The organism is Amycolatopsis xylanica (assembly GCF_900107045.1).
GTDB classification, from domain to species: Bacteria; Actinomycetota; Actinomycetes; order Mycobacteriales; family Pseudonocardiaceae; genus Amycolatopsis; species Amycolatopsis xylanica.
The window spans coordinates 346460-368700 of record NZ_FNON01000001.1; the positions used below are offsets into that span (position 1 = coordinate 346460).

The following is a 22241-nucleotide window of genomic DNA, read 5'->3' on the forward strand; positions in this document are numbered from 1 at the left end:
GCTCAGGATGGCACGGAGATCAGCTTCCGCAAGGCGGTGCTGGAGGTCTGGATGGTGTACGGGAAGTATTCGACCCTGGCGCCCACGCCGGCGAGGTCGGCTTCGAGCTTGCGGCCGCGCTCGGTACCGCGCCAGTCGTCCCCTTTGAACAACACGTCGAACCGCAGTGCTTCCCAGCAGTCGAACTTGTCGCGGAACGGGTCGGGCACGGCTTCGTCGACGTGCCGGATGGCGCGCACGATCTCGAGCCGCTCCTCGAACGGGACGACCGGCGGCTGGCCCTTGACCTTGAGCACGACGTCGTCGGTGACCACACCGACGATCAGCCGGTCGCAGGCCGCGGCCGCGCGCGCGAGGATGTTCAGGTGCCCGACGTGGAACAGGTCGTAGACGCCGGGCGCGTAACCGACGACGGGTCTGTGCTCGCTCACTGCTCGAGTGCCTCCATGTCGTGAAACCACTTCCTCAGCGCGGCGAGCAGGAAGATCAGGTTCGCTCCGAAAAGGGCAGCGTAGATTACCGAGAACACGCGCGGGAAGCCCAAAGTCGCGAATGTGAGGCACAGCAACCCGTAGTCCGTCGGGATCACCAGCAGTGAACGGAGGGTAGACGGCTTACCCGAGGTGTCCGGCTTGACGCCGTGGCGCCGCCGCAACTGGTCGTTCAGGATGATTGCGAAAAACATGACGGTCGCGACAACGGAAAAGCCGAGTGGCACCAGCAAAGCCGGTGCCGGTAACGCGAAGAAACGGTAAGCGCAGACCAGCACGGACAAATGCAGTGCGGCGATCTTGCCCGCGTCGATCACGTGGTCGAGCCATTCACCGGCCACGCTCCCGCAGCCGCGCAGCCGCGCGAGCTGGCCGTCCGCCGCGTCGAACGCGTACCCGATGACCAGCGCGAGGCAGACCGCGAGGCCGATCAGCGGCGACGGCTCGGCCAGCGCGATCAGCGCGATCCCGGAAAACGTGAACACCGCGCTGACCCCGGTCACCTGATTCGGCGACATCCCGAGCTGATACGCGGCGGCGGCGAGATGACCACCCAGGCGGCGGTTGACGAAACGGGAGTACGCCGGAGCGCCTTTGGCGGTCTTCTGCGCGGCGGGCAGCCGTTCCAGAGCGGCGCGATAACCGTTCTTCGCGGGGGCATTCACGATCGGCAACGCTAGCAGTTTCCTGCTGACTGCTATATTTCGATTCGCTCACCCCGTTCGCAGATCGGACCACGCCCGCATGGACGACCAGCCGTCGCCGAAGATTCTGGACTCACTACACCGGTACCGCTGGAGTTCACTGGGGATAGTCGGCGTCGTGGCGCTGCTGAGCGTCCTGGTCGCCCTGTTCGTCCGCGAGAGCGGCAGCGCGCAGACCCGCATCGTGCTCAAGGCGCCGGACAAGGCGGGCGTCGTCGGCGTCGACGCGAGCAGTGAGTCGGCCTTCGTCCGATATGTGAACCAGCGCGCGCTGTTCGTGGTGTCCGACCGCGTGCTCACGGTCACCAGCTCGAACGTGGCGAACTCGGTCCCGGTCGAGAGCCTGCGCAAGCAGATCACCGCGAAGGCGTCCTCGAACGGTGACTCGATCGACATCACGGTCGCCGCGGGCGACTCCGGGAACTCGGTGCGGATCGCGGACGCGCTGACCAAGGCGTATCAGTCGGAGTCCAAGGCGGACGTGCAGGCGTCGGCGCAGAAGATCCTCGACACGCTCGCCGCGCGGCGCAAGGACGTCGTCGAAGCGGTCGGCCCCGACGCGGGCGCCAAACCCGGCGACCCGGCCAACGCGGCGGCCGGGCAGACGATCAGCGACCTGGACAAGCAGGCCACCCAGGTGCGCGTGGCCGCCGAGCAGTTCGGCGACGGCGTGTCCTTTGTGGACAAGGCATCGGCCGGCGCGTCCGGTCTGCTCGGCTCGCTGGTGCGTGACCTCGGCATCGGCGTCGCGCTGGGGGTGCTGATCGCGGCGGCCGTCGCGTGGGCCCGCGCCGACCGCGACCGCCGGGTCTCGGCGGCCGACGAGCTGGCCGCGGCGACCGGCGAGCCGGTGCTGGCCGAGATCGAGACGCTGTCCGACGCCGAGGTCGCCGCGCTCAAGGAGGTGGGCAGCCCGCCGCTGTGGCCGTACCAGTTCGCCGCGTCCGGCCTGCGCACCGCGGTCGACCGCGGGGTCGTGGTCGTCACGTCGAGCGCGCCCGGCGACGGCGGCACCACGTCCACCCTGCAGATGGCGACCGCCGCGGCGCTGAGCGGCGCGCGGGTGCTGGTGGTCGACGCGGCGGTGCGCACACACGGGCTGTCCGACGCATTGGCGCTGCGCTACGACCCGCACGGGCTGACCTCGATCGCGGTCGGCGCGATGCGGACCGACGACTGCACCAGGGTGGTCGACCTCGGTGACCGGGTCTTCCTGTGGGCGATCCCGGCCGGTCAGTACCAGGAGTCCACTCTGGACCACTTCCGGTCGAGCCTGCTGCAGAAGGCGGTCGCGGCCATGCGCTCGGCCTACGACCTGGTGCTCATCGACTGCGCGTCGCCCGCGATCGCGCCGGAGGTCACGCCGCTGATCCGCGAGTCGGACGGGGTCGTGGTGGTGGTCCGGCGTGACCGCGAGACGCGGGCGGTGCACCGGCTGCGTGAGCAGATCGGGCTGCTCGGCGGGACGATCACCGGGTACCTGTTCACCTTCGCGAAGCCGCGGCGGGACGCGCCGAAGCGGATCGTCCGCCACTAGTGCGTGCTTTAGCGCCTGTCGTTTCCCAAGGCGTCACGGCCGGGACGAGCCTGTTGCTGCAGGTGGTCGCGGCTCGTCAGCTCGGGCTCGCCGAGTACGGCGTGTTCGCGGTGTTCCTGGCGTTGCTGGTGAGCGCGACGGCGTTGCACGCGGGGTACGTCGGGGACAGCCTCGCGGTGCTGGACCGGTTCGACCTCCGCATCCGGGCCGCTGTGGTGAGCAGTGCTCTCCTGTCGTTCGGGCTGTGCGGGACGGCCGGGGTCGTGTTCGCGCTCGTGCTGCGTGACCTCGGGACCGGGCTGCTCTTCGCCGGGATGCTGGTGCTGTGGCTGGCCGAGGAGACGCTCCGGCGGCTGCTGATGGCGCGGATGGAGTTCTGGAAGCTCGTCTGGAACGACGTCTCCTATCTGCTGGGCACGCTCGTGGCGCTGGGCGCCTGGTACCTGCGTGCCCGCGAGGTCACCATGCCGATGCTGTTCGCGGCCATGGGCGTCGGCGCCTGCACGGCCGTGGTGGCCGGGCTCGCGCAGCTGCCGCGATCGGAACTGCGCGCGCTGCGGCCGGGCTGGGCCGGGATGGGCGAGGTGGCGTCGTTCGCGGGCTGGCGCGCGGCGCAGGCGGCGCTGCGGCCGACGGCGTTGCTGCTGGCCAGGGTCCTGGTGGCGCAGCTGATCTCGCTCGCGGCCGTCGGGCTGCTCGAGGCCGCGCGGCTGGTCGTGGCGCCGCTGCAGGTGATCATCAACGGCGCCGGGAGCTTCCTGCTGGCCGGGTACGCGGCTGGGAAGGTCCAGGGGACGTGGCGGGTTTCGTTGAAGCTCACCGCCGTGACGCTGGGCGGGGGAGTCGTGCTGACGCTGGCCGCCGAGCCGCTCGGGCGCCTGATGACGGGCGCGCCCGTCGACGGCTGGCTGGTGCTCGGCTGGGTCGTCTACCTGGCGACGTGGGCGGCCGGGCTGCCGTTCGTCACCGCGGTGGTCGCCCAGAAGCGGTCGCGCGCGGTGTTCCTGGTGCGGGTCGTCGACTCGGTCGCGGGGCTCGCGCTGGCGGCGCTGGCGTTGATCTTGGACTTCCCGCTGGCGCTCGTGCCCTGGTTGATGGCACTCGGGCAGCTCTATTCGTGCCTGCGGCTGTACTCACTTGCTGTGACCCCGCACACACCGGAAATAGTCAAACGCTCAACTATGTTGTGAAGTGACATGACTGCTTCCACAGACATCCTGAACGTGCCCAGCGACGTGCAGGACCTGCTGTTCCGTGAGGCCCGTACCGCGAACAGCTTCAGCGACGAGCCGGTGACCGACGAGCAGATCCAGGCCATCTACGACCTGGTGAAGTGGGCCCCGACCTCGATGAACACCCAGCCGCTGCGCGCGCTGGTCGTCCGCACCCCCGAGGCACGCGCCCGCCTGCTGCCGCACATGGCCGAGGGCAACCGCGCGAAGACCGAGAAGGCGCCGGTCGTGGTCGTGCTGGCCGCCGACACCGAGTTCCACGAGAACCTCCCCGAGCTGTTCCCGCACTTCCCCGGCGCGAAGGACATGTTCACCCCGGACGACGCCGCCCGCGAAGAGGTCGCCAAGCTGAACTCGCTGCTCCAGGTCGGCTACTTCATCATCGGCGTCCGCGCCGCCGGACTGGCCGCGGGCCCGATGACCGGGTTCGACGCGGCGGGCATCGACAAGGAGTTCTTCGCGGACAAGCCGTGGAAGTCCCTGGTCGTGATCAACGTCGGCAAGCCCGGCGACAACCCGTGGTTCGACCGGCTGCCGCGTCTGGAGTACGACCGCGTGGTCGAGACCCTTTGAGGACTCGTGCGCGTTGCGGGCGGTTCTAACCGCCCGCAACGCGCACGACCTAATCCGAGTGAAACGGCTGGGCCGCGACGACTAGCATCTGGTGGTCAACGTTTTGACCACCATGAGGAGTCCGCCGTGTCCCAGCCGTCGTCAGTAGCAGCCGTAACCGCCTCGCGCGTGGTGGTACCGGCGGGCACTACGGCGGGCACCGCGATCCGGGAAGCCGGATTGCCGACCAAGGGGCCGGACACGATCGTCGTCGTGCGTGACGCCGAGGGCAACCTCCGCGACCTGGCCTGGGCCCCGGAGGCCGACGCCGAGGTCGAGCCCGTCGCCGCGAACACCGAGGACGGCCGCAGCGTCATCCGCCACTCGGCCGCGCACGTGCTCGCCCAAGCCGTGCAGCAGCAGTTCCCGCAGGCGAAGCTGGGCATCGGGCCGCCCATCAAGGACGGCTTCTACTACGACTTCGCGGTCGACACCCCGTTCACCCCCGAAGACCTGCAGGCGCTGGAAAAGCGCATGAAGCAGATCGTCAAGGGCGCGCAGCAGTTCTCCCGCCGCGTCTTCGACTCGGTCGACGAGGCCAAGAAGGAACTGGCCGACGAGCCGTTCAAGCTCGAGCTGGTCGACATCAAGTCCGATGTGGACACTTCGGAGATCATGGAGGTCGGCGGCGGCGAGCTGTCGATCTACGACAACCTCGACCCGCGCACCAAGGAGCGCGTGTGGAGTGACCTCTGCCGCGGCCCGCACGTGCCGACCACCAAGTTCATCCCGGCGTTCAAGCTGACCCGCGTCGCCGCCGCGTACTGGCGCGGCAACGACAAGAACCCGCAGCTGCAGCGCATCTACGGCACCGCGTGGGAGTCCACCGAGGCCCAGGACGTCTACCTGGAGCGCCTGGCCGAGGCCGAGCGCCGCGACCACCGCAAGCTCGGTGTCGAGCTGGACCTGTTCTCCTTCCCCGACGAGATCGGCTCGGGGCTGGCCGTGTTCCACCCCAAGGGCGGGATCATCCGCCAGGAGATGGAGAACTACTCGCGCCAGCGGCACGTCGAGGCCGGGTACGACTTCGTCAACTCGCCGCACATCACCAAGGGCAACCTGTTCGAGGTCTCCGGTCACCTCGACTGGTACCGCGACGGCATGTACCCGGCGATGCACCTCGACGCCGAGTACAACGACGACGGCACGGTCCGCAAGCCCGGCCAGGACTACTACCTCAAGCCGATGAACTGCCCGTTCCACGACCTGATCTTCCGCTCGCGCGGGCGTTCCTACCGTGAGCTGCCGCTGCGGATGTTCGAGTTCGGCAGCGTCTACCGCTACGAGAAGTCCGGCGTCGTGCACGGCCTCACCCGCGTGCGCGGCATGACGCAGGACGACGCGCACATCTTCTGCACCCCGGAGCAGGTGCCCGGTGAGCTCAAGTCCCTTTTGGACTTCGTGCTGAACCTGTTGCGCGACTACGGTCTCGACGACTTCTACCTCGAACTGTCCACTCGGAACGACGAGAAGTACGTCGGCTCCGACGAGGTGTGGGAGAACGCGACCGAGGTGCTGCGCCAGGCCGCGCTCGACTCCGGCCTGGAGCTCGTGCCGGACCCGGGTGGCGCCGCGTTCTACGGGCCGAAGATCTCCGTGCAGGCCAAGGACGCGCTCGGCCGCACCTGGCAGATGTCGACCATCCAGCTCGACTTCAACCTGCCGGAGCGCTTCGAGCTCGAGTACACCGCGGGCGACGGCAGCCGCCAGCGCCCGGTGATGATCCACCGCGCGCTGTTCGGCTCGATCGAGCGCTTCTTCGGCGTGCTCACCGAGCACTACGCGGGCGCGTTCCCGGCGTGGCTCTCGCCGGTCCAGGTCGTCGGCATCCCGATCACCGAGGACCAGGTCGACCACCTCCGCGGCGTCGAGAAGGCGTTGCGCGCCAAGGGCATCCGCGTGAACGTGGACGCCTCGGACGACCGCATGCAGAAGAAGATCCGCACCCACACCACGCAGAAGGTCCCCTTCATGCTCCTGGCGGGCGCGAAGGACGTCGAGGCGGGCGCGGTCTCGTTCCGCTTCCGCGACGGCGGCCAGATCAACGGCGTGCCGGTCGACACCGCCGTCGAGGCGATCGCCGGCTGGGTCGCGCGCCGGGAGAACACTTCGCCGAACGTGGAGGCGCTGGAAGCGGTCATTAAGTGACCGAGCCCGTTCCGCAGGACGGTGCCGGGGTCCCGGACGCGTTGCAGCGTCTGTGGACCCCGCATCGCCTTGCCTACGTCCAGGCGTCGAAGCCCGACGAGGGCTGCCCGTTCTGCAACGCGCCCAGCCAGTCCGACGAGGACACGCTCGTCCTCGCCCGTGGCGAGTCGGTCTACGCGTTGCTGAACCTGTACCCGTACAACCCTGGTCACCTGATGGTGGTCCCGTACCGCCATGTCGCGGACTACACGGACCTCACGCCGGAGGAGACGGTCGAGCTGGCGCGGTTCACCCAGCGCGCGATGGCCGTGGTCCGCGAGGTCTCGTCGGCGCACGGCTTCAACATCGGCATGAACCAGGGCGTCATCGCGGGCGCGGGCATCGCGGCCCACCTGCACCAGCACGTGGTGCCGCGCTGGGGCGGCGACGCCAACTTCATGCCGATCATCGGCCACACGAAGGTCCTGCCGCAGCTCCTCACCGAAACCCGCAAACTCCTCGCCAACGCCTGGTAGATGGTCGTGAGTGTTCCGGCCGGTTCTAACCGGCCAAAACACTCACGAGTACCTGAGCGTGTGCCAATCGGCGCTCACCCGGTCGTAGATGTCGCGGAGCCAGGGCTGCCGGACCGCCGGGAGGCGTGCCAGCGTGTGGAGGAAGACCTCGCGGTCCACGCGCACGTCCGGCCACCTCGGCGCCGGTGGCGGGTCGTCACGGAGCACACCGTCGGGGAACCCTCCGGTCGCCGGGATCGGCGGCCAGGTCTTCGGGAAAGCGAGATGCCGCCAGACCTCGTCGGGTAGTGCGATCGTCCGCGCGGTGCTCGGGAAGTCCCGTGGTGCCAACCAGATGTCGGCCTCCGGATCGGGCAGGCCGGGTCCGGCCAGTGCCACGGTCTTCGCCGGTCCGCCGACCGGGAGCAGTCCGTCGAGCGCTCGGCGGAAGATGTCCGCGATCGCGCCATCTTGGACTTTCACGGGGCCGCCCTCCGAAGCCACGAGCAGGTGCGCCAGCACTACTCCGCTGGCCGCCGCCAGTTCCCCGTGCTGATCGGCGAACTCCCGCACCGGCGCGGGAAGGTCGCCGGGCACGCGGCGCACGGCGTCGGGTTCCAGCCAGACGGCTTGCCAGAGTGAGCAGTCGTCGATGCGGGTGCCGACCGGCCGCCCGCACCCCGCGCACGCCAGGTTCGGGCCGTCGCCGCCATCGAGCCCGCAGCAGTATCCGCTGTGGCGCTCCGGTATCAGGACGGTGCCCACGGCATCACCGGGCGCGAGGACGATCTTGCCCGGGAGGCCGAACGACACGACAGGCACCGGTGCGAACACCCCGCGGGCGGCGGCCAGTTCCGCGCCGACCTCGCTCCACTTCCGCCACGGCGGCCCCGCCGGTTCCGGGTCGACCGCATATGTGCCCGCCGCCATCAGTGACGGCATGTTCCGTATCCCGTTTCCCAGCTTGCAGCGGAGCGCGTGAGCGGGCAACGCGACCTCGGCCACCGGTGAGCTCACCACCGTGTCGCAGTCCACGCACAGGAATGTCGTCATGCTTCCCCCAAACCCCCGCGGGAGTATCACCGATCCGCGGATCCGGGGCCACCGCTTTTCCAGGGGTCGTGAGTGTTCCGGCCGGTTAGAATCGGCCGGAACACTCACGACCCCCAGCGGACGCGGGTTTCGCCGACCATCAGGGGGTTGAGGTCGGGGTGGACGTCGTCGGCCCGCTCCCAGAAGTCGGCCGCCAGGGCGTGCTCGCCCCGCGCCGCCGCGATGTTGCCGATGCCCGTGTAGGCACGCGCGGTCTCGTAGCTGCTTCCGCAGGCACGCGCGCGATCGGCGGCGTCGTGATAGGCCGTCGTCGCGCGGTCGTGGTGCCCGGCATGGAACCATGCCCAGCCCAGGCAGTTGAGGGCCATCGCGGCGTCGAGGTCCAGCCCGAGTTCATTGAACGTGGTGAGCGTCGACGCGGCCAGCGCGGCGGCTTCGGGGGCCCGGCCGAGCGGGATCAGCACCAGTGCGATGCCCCGGTCGGTGATCGCGGCGTTGCGACGGTTACCCGTCCGGGCGTAGAAGGCTTGCGCGTGCTGGAAGTCGCGCAGCGCCTCGGTGTGCTTGCCGCTGTAGTGATCGGCCCACGCGCGATGGGCGAGCGCCATGCTTTCGCCGTGCTCGTCGCCCAGCTCGCGGTACAGCGTGAGCGCTTCGTCGTAACACGCGAAGGCCGCTTCGACGTCGCCGCTGTCGACGAGGGCGACACCGAGGTTCGTGGTCGTCGTCGCGAGGACCCAGCGGTCGCCGAGCGCTTGGGCGGACGCGCGGGCCCAGCGGTGCGTCGCCTTCCAGGGGTCCCACAGCTTGGCCGTGAAGAAGAACCCGCGCAGGAAGTAGGCGAGCTGCCAGCAGCGTTCGTGTTCGCCGCGCTCACCGGCCGCCCGGCACAGCGACACCAGGCCACGCCATTCGGCCCGAAACCAGGAGAGGGCGGTTTCGTCGTCGAGTGGCATCGGCTCGGGTGGGTGCTCGCCGAAGATCCGCTTACGCACGAACCGGCGCGACGTGAGCAGGTGATCGCCGTGCGCGGCCACCTGCACGGCGAAGTCCATCAGCCGCCGGAAAGCGCCGTCTCGCTCGGTGACGACGTCGGCGGCGAACAACTTCAGCAGGTCGTGGAAGCCGTATCGGTCAGGGGCGGGCTGAGTGAGCAGGTAGGCGTCGTGGAGCCGGTTCAGCAGCCGGTCGGTCTCGCGCGCCGGTAGCGCGCTGAGCGCGGTCGCCGCGTGCAGGTCCAGGTCAGCGCCGGGGTGCAGGGCGAGCAGGCCGAACAGTCGCGCCTCCGCCGGGGAGAGCTGCCGCAACGACAACCGGAACGCGGCGAGCAGCGACCGCTCCCCGTCGTCGAGTTCGCCGAGACGTTCGGCTTCGGCGGCGAGCCGCCGGTCCAGTTCGTCGACCGTCCAGGTCGGATGGGCGCTCAGCCGCGCCGCGGCGATCCGGATGGCGAGTGGCAGCCCGGCGCACCGCTCGACCACGCGGGTGACCACCTCGCCGGGCGCTGTGCCGGTGAGCGAGACGAACAGGTCGACCGCCGAGGGGGTGTCCAGCACGTCGAGCGCGACGTGCCGGGTGTCGTCCAACGAACTCAGCCTCGACCGGCTGGTGATCAGCACCCGGCATTTCGGCTCGGCCGGGAGCAGGGGCCGCACCTGTGCCGCACTGGCCGCGTTGTCCAGCACCAGCAGGAGGCTGCGGCCGCGGAGCCGGGATTGGTAGACCATCGCGCGGTCGTGGGGATCGGACGGGATCCGCGTCGCCGGGACGCCGAGCCTGCGCAGCAGCCGGTCGTGCACGGCCGACGGCTCGTCCGCCGTCTCGCCGGGGCTGTGGCCACGCAGGTCGAGGAACACGCAGCCGTCGGCGAACCCGGCTTCGAGACGGTGCGCGATCCGCTTCGCCAGCTCGGTCTTGCCGATCCCGCCCATGCCGGAGATGACGCAGACGCCGCCGTCGGCCTCCAGCGCGGAGCGGACCGCCTGGAATTCGGCGGCGCGGCCGGTGAAGACGGTGGTGGCGGGCGGCAGCCCCGACGGCCGGGCGTCGGGACGGGTACGCCGTTTGGCCGGTTCACGGGGTAATAGCGCGGTCAGCGCCCCGCTGAGCTGGAGTTCTCGTTCGCAGGCTTCGGCGAACGCCGCGTTCGGCACCGCGAGCCCGGTCTCGACCTTGCTCAGGTAGCCCTTGCTGTAATGGGTGCGCGCGGCGAACTCGGTCAGCGAGATGCCCGCCGCGCGGCGCAGGCGCCGCAGTTCGGCGCCGAAGGTCGCTCGTTCGCTCATCAGCACCCACCCTCGTCGGAGGACCAGTATGGCCGCGATGGCCCGGCGGCGTCTCCGGTGCGCCCGCGGACCGGCCGGGTCCGACGACCCGGCCGGTGGCTGCGCGCGCAACGCGTTTTCGTGTGTCATCGCCGGCCTCAGCCGAACGCGACGGTCAGCAGGGTCAGGATCAGGCCGATGACTTCGTGGGTCTGCATGATCAGCGCACCTCCTTTCGGTGAGCGGGAACCACGGCATCGGCCGGTTTCGCGGGTGCGGTGCCGTGCGTCGTGCCGAGCACGACACCGGTCGTCAGTGCGCACAGCGACAGCCAGAAAGCGAACCTCAGCAGCAGGGAAAACGAACACAGGATCTTCATTCCGTCGCCTCCGATGGGCAGCTTCCAGGCAGCACTCGAGAACACGGGAACTGGCGTGGTTTCCGGGGTTTCGCCGCGGATTCGGTGCGGCTCACCAAGAATGTGTTCGGCGGAAGCGCCGCGACAAGGAGTTTCCCGTTTCCAACAGCGGCAGGAAAGAAAGCCGCAAAATAACGATCGCGGCCGGTGGCCGTGATCGAGTGGACAACCGGCGACCGGAGTGACGAGTATTGGCGATCGTGCGTTTAACCCGCTTGGGAGGACTGGTGAACGTGAGCGCGACAGACCTGGTCGGCGAATTGAAACTGCTGCGCAAGGGCAGGGGGATTTCGGTCGTCCAGCTGGGGCCACGCGTCGGTGAGGCGATGCGCGCCGCGTTCGGCATCACCGGCTCCGACGACACCGCCGAGATCCGGCGCAAGCTCACCGAGTCGCTGGTCGGACTGGCCGGGTCTCTTCCCGATGACCTGCGCACCGCCGCGCTCGCCGCGTTCGGCCTGCACGAGCAGGCCAGGCATCCTTTTCTGCAGGCCAGGGTCGGCTGGGTCGCCAAGGCGCTGGACCGCGACGAGCGGACGGCTCGCCGCCGGATCGACGAAGGCATCCAGCGCATCGCGGAACTCGCCGTCTCGGCCCAGAACGGGCAGTCCGAACCCGCCTATCCGAGCCGCAGCTGGCACACCGAGGAGCTCCGCGTGGCGCTGGCACTCGATCAGCAGGTGCCCGAGGTGTTCGAGGTGCGCCGGGTCGTCGCCGACGCCGACGACATCGAAGAATTGGATCTTGCGGTGACGCTCACCAATGCGGGGAAACGTCGTGAGACGATGGTGGGAAATGATCTCGAAGTAGATGTTTTCTATGGTGGCAGGCTCGCGGAGCCGGTGATGGAATCGAGCGAGCGGTTCGGCCTGATGCTGCGCCTGCCCAAACCGCTGGCCCGGAGAGCGCGGCACGACATCGCCCTGCGCTTCCGGGCGAAGCTGCGGCATCCGCACTATGTCTGCGTGCCCCGGCACCCGGTCGATTTATTCGACTTGCACGTCAAGTTCCCCCGGTCGGTGCCCGGCGCGATCGTCAAATTGGAGAATGTGTTCCAGGACGACGCCCGTGACCCGGCGGCGCGCGGCGAGCGGCTGACCGCGAACGAGTCGGGTGAGGTGCACGTCCAGTTCCGCAACCTCGCGCCCGGCTTCGCCTACGGGGTGCGCTGGGAACCCGCCGACGTGAGCTGACGGCCCGGCCGTCCGCACAGTGCGAGCGCGATGTCCAGCTCGTGCCGGGTCGCCACCGTCTCGGGATGGCCGAGCCCCAGCATGCTGATCCGCGGCTCGAGGATGGTCTCGAGCAGATCCGCCTGCTGACCGAATTCGTGCAGCCGCCCGTGTGCGGCCGCCATCGCGTGCACCACCCGGTGATGCAGCCGATGCCCGTGACCGAGCACGCGCAGCACCGCCTGCTCGGTCACGGCCAGCGTGCGCAGTGCGTGCCCGGGGTTCCCGAGCGGCAGCAGCGCACGGTCCGCCATGACTCTGGCGGTGAGTGTCAGCGGCGCGTCGGGGCCGTGGAGCTTGGCGAAGGCGTCTTCGAGTGCCCGTGGCTGCTCACGCGCGAGGCTCACCGTCGCTTCCGCGCCGACCAGTTCGGCCTCGACGCACTGGGAATGCCGGTCGCGGCCTCGAGCCCGATAGGCCGCGACCACCTCGGCGGCGGCCTTCCGCGCTCGGTCGAGCCGGCCCGCGTCGAGGAGGCTGATCGCGTACTCGAGCCTGGCGGACTGGGTCACGTCGTCGCCGGACGCTGGTTCCGGCAGCGCTCCTTCGAGCAGGGCAGCGGCCTCGGCCGGACGGCCGCGCAGCCGCCGGGCACGGGCGAGGGCGACCAGGAAGCGCAGCCGGTCGGGCTCGCCAGGGGGGAGCCGGTCGCCGTGCTCGCGCCAGAAGATCCGGTCGGCCGCGGCGTAATCCCCCTGGCAGTCGAGCGCCTGCGCCGCAGTCAGGGCGGCCGGAATCCGGTCCGGCTCGTCCGCCAGCGCCAGCGCCGCCTGGGCGTGCCCGGCCGCCTCCGCGTAGAGCCCGCAGCCGATCTCGGCGCGGGCGGCCGCGGTGAGATCCGCCGCGACCGCGTCGCCGGTCGACAGGATCAGCGCGTGAGTCTCACCCGCCGCGTGCCAGTCACCCAGCCGCTCGTAGGCCGCGGCGACCGGGCGCAGGAGCCGGGCCCGGTGGAGCGGCGTGTGCTCGGCGACGGCGCGAGCGTGCTGGAGCAGGAAGTCATGGTCCAGCGGCATGCCGAGCAGTGCCTCGGCCGCGCGCTCGCGGAGTTCGGCGGGATCGTAGAGAGCGCCCGCCACCGCGCGAACCAGCGCGGGCACGCGGAGTCCACCGTCCACATGCGACACCAGGTCGAGCGAGGCGAGTTCGTCGGCGGCGTGGGCCGTAACGGGTGATTTGAGTGCCGCGGCGGCGAGTTCCAGCGGGAACGGCACTGGCGCTAGCGCGAGGTTGAGCCGGAGCACCTGCCGGGCGAGCGGGCTGACGTCCTCGAGCAGCGCACGAATGGCTTCCGTGGCGGTATCCGGCTGGCCGGCGAGCACGGAGTCGTCGGCCGCCGTGTTCCGGCGCCGCACGTTCAGGCCGATCGCGCGCAGTGCGAACGGATGCCCGCCGCAGCGCCGGACCAGGCGCCGCACCGCCGGACGCCCGGCGTCGGCCGAGTCGAAGACAAGGACTCCTTCGTCCTCGGTCAAGCCCGCCAGATCGAGCGTGGGAACGCCCCAATCCGCTTGGTCGGCCCTGGTCGTGATGAGCGCCGACGGCGGGCGAAACCGGTGCAGCGTCGAGGGTGGGAGGTCGGCGGGGATGTCGTCGATGAGCACCAGCACGTTCTCGGCGCACAGCCCGAGTAGCCTGCCGAGCGTGATGCCGGAGACGTCGAACCCCAGCCGGTCGGTCATCGCCCGCGCGAGCGAAAGATGGAACTGGGAAAGGAATTCCTCCGGCGGATGGTGACCGAACGGCCCGAGCCGGACGACACCGGTGAACGAGTGCGGGAAATCAAAAGCGTAGTGCTCGGCCAGTGTCGTTTTGCCGATTCCCGGCGGTCCTTGCACCACCAGCGCCGAGTGCGGAGTGCTCACTGTCTTGTGTATCGCCAAGAGTTCGCGGCGACGGCCGACGAAACGCGCTGATCCGGTCATCGGGTGCACTCTCTTCCGCTCGGGGATCTTCCGGGTACGCGACAAGGATCGGCGCGCGGGAATGCCGTGGTACCAGGTTTTCCGGAACTGTCCCGATTTTGGCGACCGATTCCGGAAGTGCCGGACAAAACGTGGACAGTAAGCCGTGCACCGTGGCATGTGCGGGTGGTCCGGCCGACCATCGGGCATCGGAAACCGCATCACCCCCGGGAGCAGAACATGGATATCGTCGACGTGGCCGCACCGTCCGGATCGGACGGACGGTGGGCGAAGGAGGAACTCGGCCCGCTCGTGCTGGCGGCCAAATCGGGCGAGCCCGGCGCGCTGCAGAGATTGCTGAAGGTCATCGAGCCCGCGCTGGTGCGCTACTGCCGTGGCCGCATGGGCCGCCGCGACTTCTCGTACCTTTCGGCCGACGATGTCGCCCAGGAAGCCTGTCTCGCCCTGTGCAAGATGCTGCCGGGCTACGAAGACCGCGGCGGCTCGTTCTACTACCTCGCGCGCGCGATCGCCGCCAAGAAGGTCGTCGACGCCTACCGCGCGGTCTCGCGGGACAAGTCGGAGCCGATGCCCGAACTGCCGGAGACCACGCTCACCGCCAACGAGCCGGAGAACGAGGCGCTGCACGCGGATCTCGGCGCCCGGCTCGGCCGCCTGATGGCCACACTGCCGCGCATGCAGCAGGAGATCCTCACCTCCCGCGTGATGGCCGGCCTGACCGTCACCGAGACCGCGGCCGCGCTCGGCACCACCTCCGGCAACGTACGGATCGCGCAGCATCGCGCGCTGCGCAAGCTGCGCGCGATGATCGAGCGGGACGAGTTCTAGGCCAGCTTCGGGCCACCCCAGGCCAGTTCAGGAAGCCGGACCGCCGCGGGGCCACGTTCGGCGAACGGGTTCGGCCGGCACATCTCGAGCCGCATCTTGAGCGCGCCGGTGATGTCGAGGTCGACGAGGCTCGGCTTTCCGAGCGAGACGGTCATCTCGGGCTGCGGGACACCGTCGAGAAAGATCCGGAAGTGTCCTACCTGGAACGGTTCCGCGGCGTCATCGAGCACCCCGGCGACCGCCGTCAACCGCCGGTAGGAGACACCGAGGTCGATCTCGACGAACCCCACCGAGTCCGTGCCGAGCGTCTTCGGACGGTACACGATGCTGTCCTCGTAGCGCACCCCGTTGATCGACGCGGGGCCCACTCGCACCTGGGCGCTGCTGGAGAGCCAAGGCAAGCCGTTGGCCAGCAACACCTTCTGCGACCCGGCGGCCTCCCCGTGCGCCCAGTGCCCGCGCTCGGGCATGGGGAACCGCGCCCGCCCGGTGATCGCGGCGATCAGGTCGGCCACCCCGTCCTCGGTGAACTCGTTGACGCGGAACCTCGTGGTGGAGTACGGATTCAGGAAGCTCGGGATGTCGTCGAGCGACCGCCCGGGGAACACGACCGGCAGGAACCGTTCGGTCTGCTCGGCCTGGTTCCTGGTCAGGTTGTCCCGGATCATCGCGGCCTCGAACTGCGCGCCGCGTCCCTTGTCGGGCGGTGCCAGGCCGTCGGCACGCCGTTTGTACTCGGGCGAGGCGATGACCAGCACGTAGTCGGCCTCCCTCAGATGGTCGATCGCCCACAATGACCAGTCACGCCTGCGGTCGTCGTCCCACTGGTCCAGCCGTACGTCCAAGCCGATGACGGTGCGCAGGAAGCGGGCGAAAAGCTGCACTTTCTCCACGTGGTCAGGCGAATCATGCGAATACGTCACGAAAACCCTTGGCGCGTCGTGGCCGGACATCGGCGCTCCTTTTCCTGCTCGCTCGAACTCGGTGACACGCATTCTGGACCGGCGCGCCGGTCGCCACCCGGACTTGTCGGCTGCTTGTCATCTTTCTGTCTTTTTCCGTGATTTTGTCCCGCCCGCCCTGAGCGTGATCTTCGCTTGTGGACGTCGTTCCCGATCAGAGTCGCCGGAGCCGTCTTCCGCGTATGCCGTGGCCGGGAATTGTCCAGAAGTTGTCGATTTTTTGGACCTGTTTCGGTTACGCCCCGTCGCCCTACCATCGGTGGCTGTCGATGGCCGGGGGACGAGGGAGCGATGACGCGGGTGTACGAGTACGACGTGTTCATCAGCTACTCCCGCGCGGGCGGCGGGCACGCGCCCGCCTGGGTGCGCACGCACTTCTATCCGTTGCTGGTGGACTTGTTGCAGGACAACGTCGAACACCAGGCGAAGATCTTCTACGACGACAACGTCGGTGTCGGCGGGAAGTGGCCGCGCCAGGTGTGTGACGCGCTGCAACGGACGCGCGTGCTGGTCCCGGTCTGCTCGCCGAAGTATTTCCATGACGAATGGTGTCTCGCCGAATGGCACTCCATGGCGGAGCGGGAAAAGGTCTCCGGCATCGCGGACCATGAGCGGTTGATCTATCCGGTGATCTTCAGCGATTCGGTCAACTTCCCCGGCTACGCGCGGGAACGGCGCATGCGGTCATTGAAGAGGTGGAACCAGCCTTATCCCCAGTACCAGCAAAGTCTCGAATACCACGACTTCCACCGAGAGGTGCAGAACATGGTCGAGGAGCTGGTCGAGATCATCCAGCGAGTGCCGGAATGGCAACCGGATTGGCCGGTGCGCACACCGATGCCCGAGCAGCCCCCTGGTTCGAAGCTGCCGAGGTTCTGAATATGTCGGGCAGTGTCGTAGCGTTCTATTCGTTCAAGGGTGGCGTAGGTCGCAGCTTCACACTCGCCAATATCGCGGTGCTGCTGGCCCGCTGGGGTCACCGGGTCCTGTGCATAGACTGGGATTTGGAGGCGCCTGGTCTGCACCACTACTTCCGGCCGCTGATGAGCGCCGACCCTGCCGGCGGCGTGGTGGATCTCGTCGACGACTTCCTCGCCGACCGGATCTGGCCGGCCCGGCACACGACCCGGCTCACCGGAATGGGCAAGCTCGACCTGATCGCGGCGGGCCGTGACGACCTCGCCTACCCCGGCCGGGTGCAGGCCATCGACTGGGACAGCTTGTACGACAAGGGATTCGGCGACTATCTCGAACGATGCCGCGAGCAGTGGACGGCCGAGTACGACTTCATCCTGCTCGACAGCCGCACCGGCATCTCCGACGTCGGCGGCATCTGCACGGCTCACCTCCCTGACCGGCTCGTCGTGCTGTTCACGGCCAATGTCCAGAGCATGGACGGCGCGGTCTACATCGCCGAGCGCGCGGACGTGGCCCGCGACCGGATGCCGTACGACCGGCCCCGGCTGACGGTTCTGCCGGTGCTGTCCAGGTTCGACGCCCGCGACGAGTACGCCCGCGCCGACGAGTGGCGCCGCATCTGCCTCGACAAGACCAAGGGACTGTTCAGCAACTGGCTCGACCGCGACGTCCCGCCAGAGCTGATGTCCCGGCACCTGACGCTGCCTTACGTCTCCTACTGGACTTTCGGCGAGGAACTCCCGGTCCGCGCGGAGCCGAACCCCACGGCCGACCAGATCAGCTACGCGCTGGAAACGGTCGCCGCGGTCATCGGCCATCATTTCGATCGCACGGATCTGCTCGCCCAGAACCGCGACGCGTACGTCGCGGCCGTCCGTGCCGAGAACCGCACCTTCACGCGCGAGATCCGGGTGAGCACTCCCCGGTCCACCTTGCAGGTCGCGAACGAGCTGGTGCGGCACCTGGAGACCGAGGGGGTCCACGCCGAGCTTTCGCTGTCCGGCGAGCGGACGTTGCTCGCCAAGACCGACGACGGGGCCAGGCACCTGTGCCTGATCGTCGACCAGGAGGTCAGCCGATGGCAGGCGGCGGAGGTCGAACTCTTCCTCCACCGGACGCTGGGGCAGGACCGAAGGCTCATCCCGGTGCTCACCGCCGGAACGGAACCCAACAGTTTGCCGGGCTATATCGGCAATCTGCGGTATTTGCGGCTCGGGCTCTCGCGTGGGCCAGCCGAAGTGGCGCGCGGTCTGGTCGAGCAGCTCACCGGTGTCGTCGGACTTGTCGACGCTGGCGATGTCGACCTTGTAACCCTCATGCGGCAGGTTTCGGCCGCGCGGCTGCGCCCGCGGCTGTGGGAACTCGTGGACGAGCTTGTCGAAGCGCTGACCAGCGCGGTCGGCGGGGGTGATGACGCACGGGCTCAGGAACTCGGCGCGGACCTGACGCTCGCGATCCGGCGTCGTGCCACGGAGAACGGCAGCGATCAGCACGTCGGCGTGCCACCGCACACCCAGGAGGCGATCGAGTGGGTTGAACGGTTCCTCGGCAGCCGGCACCAATTCAAGGGAAATCTCCGGGATCAGACCCGGGCGGGAGAGGATCTCGGATGACGGATCGATTGGGACACAAGCAGACCGCGGCGCTGTTCACGCTCATGGTGCTCGCCCGCGAGGTGGACAACCTCGAGCTGGAGTCCATTGTGGGCTTCCGGCTCGACGGCAAGGAACGCAGGCAGCTGAACGAGCTTGGCCTCGTCGACAGCCGGAAGCGCGGTCGTCCGTTGGCGCACGAGCTGACCGACCGGGGCTGGGCTTGGTGCGAGGATGAGATGCGCGCCGGTGAACCGGCGCCTTCATCTGTGCGCAGCACACTGGTGAGTGCGCTCTATGTATTGCTTAGTGGGCTGGAAAGCTATATGCAGCGCGAAAAGCTGCACCTGTCCGATCTCTTCGCGCCCGAAGTGGACACGCCGAAGGCGACTCCCGAGGACGTCGAAAGCCAGATCCGTGCCGCCTACCGCAAGCTCGCGGGTGCGCCACGTGACTGGGTGGGGCTGGCTGAACTGAGGCCGCTCCTCGGCGGCACGCCCGCCGAAGCCGTCGACGCCATGCTCAGACAGCTGAGCCGGTCGGGGCAGGCGCACCTGGTGCCCGAGTCCAACCGGAAGACGCTCACGGCCGCCGACCGCGAGGCGGCGATCCGCATCGGCGGTGAGGATAACCACCTGCTCTCCATCGAGGCGTCATGATGGACCAGCTGACCGCGCTGTCGAACCTGCGCTTCGACTGGGCCGACACCCCCGACCACGTCTGGCGTGACTCGCCGTATCACGTCGCCGGCCTGCATGCCGACGTCGCGGCTGAAGTCGACAAGGGGATCCGGGACGCCGCGGCCAGTGACGGTCCGAGCCCGATCGGCCTTGTGCTGCAAGGAAAAAAGGGTGTCGGCAAGACGCACCTGCTCGGGCTCGTTCGTCGGCAGGTGTACCAGGCCCGTGGGTACTTCTTCCTTGACGACCTCACCGCGGGTGACGCGTTCTGGGAGAACACCGCCGAGGCGATGCGCGGTGGCCTGTCCCGTGTTGACGAGTCAGGGGCGACCCAGCTGACGAGCTTCCTGCGGCGGGTCTGCCTGCGTGCCGGGATCGACGCGAAGTCCACCGAAAGAATCCTCAATGGACGGAGGTTGACCAAAGAGGATCTCGATAAGTTCCTCAAAGGACTACGCGGGATCGACCGTCAGGTCGCGACCGAGTGCGCCGACACCGCGCGGGCGATGGTGCTCTACGGCAGTGAGGACACGACGACCAGCTACATCGGTGACGACTACCTCGGCGGCTTCGAGGAGTCGAAGGCGGGCGACCGGGGCAAGTGGGGAATCCGGCCGCAGCCAAAGCCCGCGCTGGCGACCGTGCGGGAGATCAGCAAGCTGCTGGCGTTGACCGGGCCGGTGGTAGTTGCCGTCGACCAGCTCGACACGTTGATCGCGCGCTCCGATCTGAGCACGAAAGAAATCGGGACGATCTCCGAAAGCGACCGGCTCGTCGGGCAAATCGCGGACGGCTTAATGCGATTGCGTGAGGTGACCCGCCGGACGGTGACGGTGCTCGCGTGCCTGCCCAACACCTGGATGCAGATCAAGTCCAAGGCTGCCGACACGGTGCCAGACCGCTTCCGCGAGCACCTGACGTTGGGCCGCGTCACCGACGCCGGACTCGGTCGCGAGCTGATCGCGAAACGGCTCGGCGCCGCGTATAAGGAGATGGGCTTTGTTCCGCCGCACCCGACTTGGCCCGTAGCGCCGGAGGCGTTCGACGGAGACTGGGACGAGTGGACACCGCGTGAGCTGCTGAAGCGCGTCAGCGCGCATATCGACCAGTGCGTGCGCACCGGCCAGATCCGTGAGCTGACCACTTTCGACGATCAGGTGGCCGCCAAGGTCGTCACACCGCAGCCCGAGCTGAAGCCGGACCGTTTCGCGGAGCTGGATGCGCGGTTCAAGGAGCTGTGCGCGGAAGCGGACGTCGCGGCATTGCTCGACGTGCATACGGAGGACAAGGTCATGCCTGGCCTGCTGGCCGCCGCATTGCGCGGCTGGATCACCGAGGTCGGCAATGACAACCTGGAGTGGGCTTGGGCCGCTCGCAATGAGCGAAACGAACTGCACGCCTGGCTCACCTGTACCCTCGACGAAGCTTCGGACCTCGAAGAACACTGGGCATTCAGGGTGATCTTCGCGCCCCATCACCTCGCTGTGCTGCATCGCCTTCGCAAGGCGCGGTCTGCGGCGGGCTTGCGTCAGGGCGCCGACAACCGGCACCTGATCCTGCTCCGCAACTTGCCGTGGTCGCCTGGGCCGAAAACCCAATCTGAACTCGAATCATTTAAAGCCGCTGGTGGACAGCACTTCGAGCTGGCGGAATCGGATGCCCGCACGTTCTGGGCACTGGACAGGATGTTCGCTGAGGCTCCCGCCGGGCTGCACGAGTGGCTGGTGGTACGGCGCCATGCACGTCAGTCGAAGTTGTTGTCGGCCGTGTTGCCGGACGGAGTCCCGCAGCGGCTCGGCGAACCACCGGAGCAGGCCACCGAACCACCGGAGCGGGCCGTCACCGAGGAGGAGATCACACACCTGCCGCCATCCGTCGAAGGCGAGATCACACTCGGCGCGCTGGTCAAGGGCGGCGGCCCAATACGGATCGAACTGGCCGCGTTGCGCAAGCACGCCGCGGTGTTCGCGGGCTCGGGCTCCGGAAAGACCGTGCTGCTCAGGCGAATCATCGAAGAGTGCGCCTTGCTGGGCGTCTCCACGATCGTGCTCGACCCGAACAACGACCTCGCGCGGCTCGGCGACGCCTGGCCGGAGGAGCCCGAGGCGTGGGGACCCGACGACGCGCACAAGGCCAAGCGGTACCTCGCCGAAACAGACGTCGTCGTGTGGACACCCGGGCGCGCTTCCGGCAGGCCGCTGGCGTTCCAGCCGCTGCCGGACTTCGCGGGCGTGCTCGACGACGAGGACGAGTTCGCCGCGGCGGTCGAGGTGGCCGTGGCGACGCTGGCTCCGCAGGTGCGGCTGACCGGGACCACGGTCAAGACCAATATCGGGCTGGCGGTGCTGCGGCAGGCGGTCGTGCACCACGCGCGGACCGGGTCGCGGAGCCTGCCCGGGCTGATCGAGGTGCTCTCGGATCTGCCCGAAGGCGTGAGCACGCTCAACAACAGCGGGCGCGTCGCCGGGGATCTGGCCGAGGCGCTCAAGGCCGCGATGGTCAACGACCCGCTGCTGGCCGGTGGGGGAGAGCCCGTCGATCCCGGTGCTTTGCTCACCCCGAGTCCTGGCAAGCGCGCGCGGGTGTCCGTGATCAGCTTCATCGGGCTGCCCGCCGAGGAGCAGCGGCAGAACTTCGTCAACCAGCTGCAAATGGAGCTTTTCGCCTGGGTCAAGCGGAATCCGGCCGGTGACAAGCCGCTGGGTGCGTTGTTCGTGATGGACGAAGCGCAGACACTCGCCGCTTCGGGGACTCTCACGGCGAGTACGCGCAGCACGATCGTGCTGGCTTCTCAAGCGCGTAAGTACGGGCTTGGACTCCTGTTCGCCACTCAAGCGCCGAAGGGCTTGCATAACCAGGTCGTCGGCAATGCCATGACCCAGTTCTTCGGAAGGCTTAACAGCCCGGCACAGATCGCGGCCGCCAACGACCTCGCCAGGGCGAAGGGCAGCCCTGTCGCCGATATCTCACGGCTGGAGCGGGCTCAGTTCTACGTGGCGAGCGAGGCTTTCGGGTTCCGGCAGGTCACCACGCCGTTGTGCCTGACGCATCACCCGGCTAGTCCGCTGCGCGTCGAGGAGGTGATCGAGCGGGCTCAGCGCGAGAACCACTGAGAGGACAGCGATCGGGTTTCAGAAGCTTGGGTGGTGGG

Annotated in this window: 18 protein-coding genes; 11 read left to right on the forward strand and 7 right to left on the reverse strand. The window is 68.6% G+C overall.

Annotation, left to right across the window (positions count from 1 at the left end; genetic code table 11):
• Positions 1–2: 2 nt before the first annotated feature.
• Both BLV57_RS01430 and BLV57_RS01435 read right to left on the reverse strand, forming a co-directional pair.
• Positions 3–431: an FAD synthase family protein gene (locus BLV57_RS01430; protein WP_091285545.1), complete on the reverse strand. Its 429-nt coding sequence runs from the start codon at positions 429–431 to the stop codon at positions 3–5.
• Entirely contained in the window at positions 428–1156 is a 729-nt protein-coding gene (locus BLV57_RS01435; RefSeq protein WP_245757199.1) for a CDP-alcohol phosphatidyltransferase family protein, read from the reverse strand. The genes BLV57_RS01430 and BLV57_RS01435 overlap by 4 nt, the downstream gene beginning before the upstream one ends.
• Positions 1157–1235: 79 nt before the next feature.
• Here BLV57_RS01435 and BLV57_RS01440 point away from each other — a divergent pair, with 79 nt between their 5' ends.
• The 5 genes from BLV57_RS01440 to BLV57_RS01460 all read left to right on the forward strand — a co-directional run bounded on the left by BLV57_RS01440 (position 1236) and on the right by BLV57_RS01460 (position 7239).
• Positions 1236–2732, forward strand: a complete 1497-nt coding sequence (locus BLV57_RS01440; RefSeq protein WP_091285549.1) for an AAA family ATPase — start codon at positions 1236–1238, stop codon at positions 2730–2732.
• Complete coding sequence (locus BLV57_RS01445; RefSeq protein WP_091285552.1) at positions 2732–3922, forward strand: MATE family efflux transporter; 1191 nt, start codon at positions 2732–2734, stop codon at positions 3920–3922. Before BLV57_RS01440 ends, BLV57_RS01445 begins: the two co-directional genes overlap by 1 nt.
• Positions 3923–3928: 6 nt before the next feature.
• Positions 3929–4537: a malonic semialdehyde reductase gene (locus tag BLV57_RS01450; protein WP_091285554.1), complete on the forward strand. Its 609-nt coding sequence runs from the start codon at positions 3929–3931 to the stop codon at positions 4535–4537.
• A 126-nt stretch (positions 4538–4663) separates the two neighbouring features.
• The gene (thrS, locus tag BLV57_RS01455; RefSeq protein ID WP_091285557.1) at positions 4664–6724 is read left to right on the forward strand and encodes a threonine--tRNA ligase; all 2061 of its coding nucleotides are present in this window, start codon (positions 4664–4666) and stop codon (positions 6722–6724) included.
• Positions 6721–7239 carry an HIT family protein gene (locus BLV57_RS01460; RefSeq protein ID WP_091285558.1) on the forward strand — a complete coding sequence of 173 codons (519 nt, stop codon included), beginning with the start codon at positions 6721–6723 and terminating at the stop codon, positions 7237–7239. The genes thrS and BLV57_RS01460 overlap by 4 nt, the downstream gene beginning before the upstream one ends.
• Positions 7240–7281: 42 nt before the next feature.
• Here the strand turns inward: BLV57_RS01460 and BLV57_RS01465 are convergent, their stop codons facing one another.
• From BLV57_RS01465 to BLV57_RS43150, 3 genes are all read right to left on the reverse strand, one after another.
• Entirely contained in the window at positions 7282–8271 is a 990-nt protein-coding gene (locus tag BLV57_RS01465) for a hypothetical protein (protein ID WP_091285561.1), read from the reverse strand.
• A gap of 104 nt (positions 8272–8375) precedes the next feature.
• A complete protein-coding gene (locus BLV57_RS01470) occupies positions 8376–10556 on the reverse strand; it encodes an ATP-binding protein (protein ID WP_091287814.1) in 2181 nt (726 codons plus the stop codon).
• A 199-nt stretch (positions 10557–10755) separates the two neighbouring features.
• Positions 10756–10914, reverse strand: a complete 159-nt coding sequence (locus BLV57_RS43150) for a hypothetical protein (protein WP_176968463.1) — start codon at positions 10912–10914, stop codon at positions 10756–10758.
• Between the two features lie 272 nt (positions 10915–11186).
• On the opposite strand from BLV57_RS43150, the gene BLV57_RS01475 reads away from it, so the two are divergent.
• The gene (locus BLV57_RS01475) at positions 11187–12146 is read left to right on the forward strand and encodes a hypothetical protein (RefSeq protein WP_245757092.1); all 960 of its coding nucleotides are present in this window, start codon (positions 11187–11189) and stop codon (positions 12144–12146) included.
• Here the strand turns inward: BLV57_RS01475 and BLV57_RS01480 are convergent.
• Positions 12110–14110 (reverse strand): P-loop NTPase family protein, encoded by a 2001-nt coding sequence (locus BLV57_RS01480; RefSeq protein WP_091285562.1) that lies wholly within the window; start codon positions 14108–14110, stop codon positions 12110–12112. The two genes, BLV57_RS01475 and BLV57_RS01480, sit on opposite strands and share 37 nt — an antisense overlap.
• Before the next feature lie 219 nt (positions 14111–14329).
• Between BLV57_RS01480 and BLV57_RS01485 the strand changes: the two genes are divergently transcribed.
• Positions 14330–14938 (forward strand): sigma-70 family RNA polymerase sigma factor, encoded by a 609-nt coding sequence (locus BLV57_RS01485; protein ID WP_091285565.1) that lies wholly within the window; start codon positions 14330–14332, stop codon positions 14936–14938.
• On the opposite strand, the gene BLV57_RS01490 is transcribed toward BLV57_RS01485, so the two are convergent.
• The gene (locus BLV57_RS01490; protein WP_176968465.1) at positions 14935–15891 is read right to left on the reverse strand and encodes an SEFIR domain-containing protein; all 957 of its coding nucleotides are present in this window, start codon (positions 15889–15891) and stop codon (positions 14935–14937) included. The two genes, BLV57_RS01485 and BLV57_RS01490, sit on opposite strands and share 4 nt — an antisense overlap.
• 300 nt (positions 15892–16191) lie before the next feature.
• Between BLV57_RS01490 and BLV57_RS01495 the strand changes: the two genes are divergently transcribed.
• Genes BLV57_RS01495 through BLV57_RS01510 form a run of 4 tightly spaced genes read left to right on the forward strand, consistent with a single transcriptional unit; the run spans position 16192 to position 22203 of the window.
• Entirely contained in the window at positions 16192–16779 is a 588-nt protein-coding gene (locus BLV57_RS01495) for a TIR domain-containing protein (RefSeq protein ID WP_245757093.1), read from the forward strand.
• Between the two features lie 2 nt (positions 16780–16781).
• On the forward strand, positions 16782–18431 hold the full coding sequence (locus BLV57_RS01500) for a CATRA system-associated protein (protein ID WP_091285570.1): 1650 nt from the start codon (positions 16782–16784) through the stop codon (positions 18429–18431).
• The gene (locus BLV57_RS01505) at positions 18428–19069 is read left to right on the forward strand and encodes a hypothetical protein (protein ID WP_091285572.1); all 642 of its coding nucleotides are present in this window, start codon (positions 18428–18430) and stop codon (positions 19067–19069) included. The genes BLV57_RS01500 and BLV57_RS01505 overlap by 4 nt, the downstream gene beginning before the upstream one ends.
• Positions 19066–22203 (forward strand): ATP-binding protein, encoded by a 3138-nt coding sequence (locus tag BLV57_RS01510; protein ID WP_091285574.1) that lies wholly within the window; start codon positions 19066–19068, stop codon positions 22201–22203. Before BLV57_RS01505 ends, BLV57_RS01510 begins: the two co-directional genes overlap by 4 nt.
• Positions 22204–22241 lie beyond the last annotated feature (38 nt).

Excerpts from the sequence above, each read along its gene's own strand:
- BLV57_RS01490 (WP_176968465.1), bottom strand. The coding sequence starts at position 15,891 with ATGTCCGGCCACGACGCGCCAAGGGTTTTCGTGACGTATTCGCATGAT.
- BLV57_RS01480 (WP_091285562.1), bottom strand. The coding sequence starts at position 14,110 with ATGACCGGATCAGCGCGTTTCGTCGGCCGTCGCCGCGAACTCTTGGCG.
- BLV57_RS01500 (WP_091285570.1), top strand. The coding sequence starts at position 16,782 with ATGTCGGGCAGTGTCGTAGCGTTCTATTCGTTCAAGGGTGGCGTAGGT.
- BLV57_RS01470 (WP_091287814.1), bottom strand. The coding sequence starts at position 10,556 with ATGAGCGAACGAGCGACCTTCGGCGCCGAACTGCGGCGCCTGCGCCGC.
- BLV57_RS01465 (WP_091285561.1), bottom strand. The coding sequence starts at position 8,271 with ATGACGACATTCCTGTGCGTGGACTGCGACACGGTGGTGAGCTCACCG.
- BLV57_RS01505 (WP_091285572.1), top strand. The coding sequence starts at position 18,428 with ATGACGGATCGATTGGGACACAAGCAGACCGCGGCGCTGTTCACGCTC.
- BLV57_RS01450 (WP_091285554.1), top strand. The coding sequence starts at position 3,929 with ATGACTGCTTCCACAGACATCCTGAACGTGCCCAGCGACGTGCAGGAC.
- BLV57_RS01485 (WP_091285565.1), top strand. The coding sequence starts at position 14,330 with ATGGATATCGTCGACGTGGCCGCACCGTCCGGATCGGACGGACGGTGG.
- BLV57_RS01495 (WP_245757093.1), top strand. The coding sequence starts at position 16,192 with ATGACGCGGGTGTACGAGTACGACGTGTTCATCAGCTACTCCCGCGCG.
- BLV57_RS01510 (WP_091285574.1), top strand. The coding sequence starts at position 19,066 with ATGATGGACCAGCTGACCGCGCTGTCGAACCTGCGCTTCGACTGGGCC.
- BLV57_RS01440 (WP_091285549.1), top strand. The coding sequence starts at position 1,236 with ATGGACGACCAGCCGTCGCCGAAGATTCTGGACTCACTACACCGGTAC.
- BLV57_RS43150 (WP_176968463.1), bottom strand. The coding sequence starts at position 10,914 with ATGAAGATCCTGTGTTCGTTTTCCCTGCTGCTGAGGTTCGCTTTCTGG.